Origin of the sequence: Micromonospora sp. NPDC050397 (assembly GCF_044901685.1) — a bacterium.
Taxonomy (GTDB): Bacteria; Actinomycetota; Actinomycetes; order Mycobacteriales; family Micromonosporaceae; genus Micromonospora_G.
On sequence record NZ_JBJDPS010000042.1, the window covers coordinates 1 to 2,922 of the forward strand.

Annotated in this window: 2 protein-coding genes; both read left to right on the forward strand. The window is 73.0% G+C overall.

Annotated elements, in window-relative coordinates:
- Window positions 1–95 precede the first annotated feature (95 nt).
- Window positions 96–2,702 (forward strand): type I polyketide synthase, encoded by a 2,607-nt coding sequence (locus ACI2K4_RS36235; protein WP_404517626.1) that lies wholly within the window; start codon window positions 96–98, stop codon window positions 2,700–2,702.
- Between the two features lie 25 nt (window positions 2,703–2,727).
- On the forward strand, window positions 2,728–2,922 hold a 195-nt coding region (locus ACI2K4_RS36240; protein ID WP_404517627.1), incomplete at its 3' end, for a polyketide synthase docking domain-containing protein.

Here is a 2,922-nt window from a genome sequence, read left to right on the forward strand (position 1 = left end):
TCACCTGGCCCCACCACACCCCCACCACAAACCACACCCCACTACCCACCTACCCCTTCCAACACCACCACTACTGGCTCCACCAAACAACCGCGGTGGCAGACGTATCCGCCGCCGGATTGTCACCGACGGCGCATCCCGTACTCGGTGCGATCGTGCACCTGCCGGAGTCGGCCGGGGTGGTGGCGACCGGGCACCTGTCGTCGCGGGCCCAGCCGTGGCTCGCCGACCACGCCGTCTCCGACGTGGTTCTGCTCCCCGGCAGCGGACTGGTGGAACTGGTCGTCCGGGTCGGTGACGAGATCGGCGCCGACCTGCTCGACGAGCTGGTGATCGAGGCTCCGCTGCGAATGCCCGAGCAGGGCGGCGTACGGGTCCGGGTGGTCGCCACCGGACCGGACGACGCCGGCCGGCACGCGGTCACCATCTACTCCGGACCGGACGACCTCCCCGAGGCGGAGGTCACCTGGACCCGACACGCGACCGGGCTGCTCTCCACGGCGAACCGCCGTACGCCGACGCCGGAACCGTCCCCGTGGCCGGTCCCCGGGGCCGCCCCGGTCAACATCGACGACTTCTACCAGCGCCAGCTCGCCGCCGGCTACGGTTACGGCCCGGCGTTCCAGGGGCTGCGGGCGGTATGGCGACGCGGTGACGAGGTCTTCGCCGAGGTGGCCCTGCCGTCGGAGCAGCACGACGAGGCGGGCCGCTTCGGGCTGCACCCGGCGTTGCTGGACGCCGCACTGCACGCGGCCGGCTTCGCCCTCCCCGGTCAGCCCACCGAAGGGCAGGTGGAGCTCCCCTTCGCCTGGAACCAACTGACGCTGCACGCCGCCGGCGCGTCGGCCCTACGGGTACGGATCACGCCGACTGCCGGCGACGCGGTGTCGCTGGAGCTGACCGACCCCGCCGGGGCGCCGGTCGCGTCGGTCGGGTCGCTCGTCTTCCGGCCGATCCCGCTCGAACGGCTGGCCGGCGACACTCCCACGGGAGGCTCGCTGTTCCGCGTCGACTGGACACCGCTGGACGTACCGGTCGGGTCGCCCGTGGGTCCGGACCGGAACCTGACCGTGGTCGACACCACCGAGACCAGCGACGACCTCCAGGGCCCGCAGCGGGCGCGCCGGCTCACCGCGCGGACCCTCGCGCGGTTGCAGGAGTGGGACGCGGCCGGCGGGTCGGACGGCACCTCGCGCCTGGTCGTGGTCACCCGGGGCGCCGTGGCGGTGGGCCCGGACGAGACCTGCGACCCCGCCGCCGCCGCGGTCTGGGGGCTGGCCCGCGCCGCCCAGGCGGAGCTGCCGGACCGGATCGTCGTGGTCGACGTCGACCAGCCCGCCGAGCCGGAACTGATCGCCTCCGTGCTCGGCACCGGCGAGTCGCAGTTGGCCGTGCGCGGCGGCGCGGTACGGGTGCCGAGGCTGCTGCCGGTCCGACCGGACCCGGCGGGGCCGTCCCCGTCCTGGTCGGCCACGGGTACGGTGCTGATCACCGGTGGTACCGGTGTCCTCGGCCGGCTCGCCGCCCGACACGTCGTGCAGGCGTACGGGGCACGTCACCTGCTGTTGCTCAGCCGCAGCGGGTCGGCCGCGACCGGCGCGGACGAGCTGCGGCAGGAGCTGACGGCGCTGGGTGCCCGGGTGACGATCCGCTCGTGTGACACCTCGGACCGAGCCGCCCTGGCCGAGGTCCTCGCGACCATTCCGGCCGAGCATCCGCTGACCGCCGTCGTACACACCGCCGGACTGCTCGACGACGGCGTGCTCTCCGCGCTGACCCCGGCCCGGTTCGACGCGGTGTTCCAACCGAAGGTGGACGCCGCCTGGCACCTGCACGAGCTGACCAGAGACCTCGACCTCACCGCGTTCGTGCTGTACTCGTCCGCCGCCGGGGTGCTGGGCAGCCCCGGACAGGCGAACTACGCGGCGGCCAACGGCTTCCTCGACGGCCTGGCCCAGCTACGTCGCGCACAGGGTCTGCCGGCGACGTCGCTGGCCTGGGGACTCTGGGCCTCGGCCAGTGGGATGACCGCCCACCTCGGCGAGCGGGAGCAGCGACGGCTGACCCGTCGCGGAGCAGCCGCGCTGGAGCCGGCCGAGGGCATGGCCCTCTTCGACGCCGCGCTGGCCACCGGCGACCCGGTGTCCGTACCGGTGAAGCTCGACCTGGCCGCGCTGCGGAAGCAGGCCGCCGCCGGGCAGCTCTCCCCCCTGCTGCGCGGACTGGTACGCCCGCCGCGTCGGACCGCCCGCGCCGACGCCGGGTCCCAACAGTCGTACGCGCAGCGGCTGGCCGGATTGCCACCGGCGGATCAGCGACAGGTCCTGCTGGACCTGGTCCGAGGCCAGGCGGCAGCCGTACTCGGTCGGGGTGACGGCGAGGCGATCAACACCGAACAGGCGTTCAAGGAGTTGGGCTTCGACTCGCTGCTGGCGGTGGAACTGCGCAACCGGCTCAACACCAGCACCGGCGTACGTCTGCCGGTCACCCTGGTCTTCGACTACCCGACCCCGCTGGAGCTGGCCCACCAGCTCTGGACGCAGCTCTGCCCGGACAGCGCGGCCGCAGCCGACGAAGGCGGCGGCCCGGAGCACGACGCGCACGAGGACCGCCGGTCGCCACGGTCCGAGGAGATCGACGTCATCGCGAACATGGATGTCGAGAGCCTCGTGGCGCGGGCACTCGGCGGCTCGAACCGTTGATTCGACAGGGATGGAGGAGACGCCGGTGACCGCGCCCGACGAAAGGCTCGTCGAAGCGTTACGCGCTTCACTGATCGAGAACGAGCGGCTGAGGCAGGAGAACGAGGCGATCGACGCGGCGAGACACGAGCCGATCGCGATTGTGGGTATGGGTTGTCGGTTGCCGGGTGGGGTGGATTCGCCGGAGGCGTTGTGGCGTCTGGTGGCCGAGGGTCGGGAC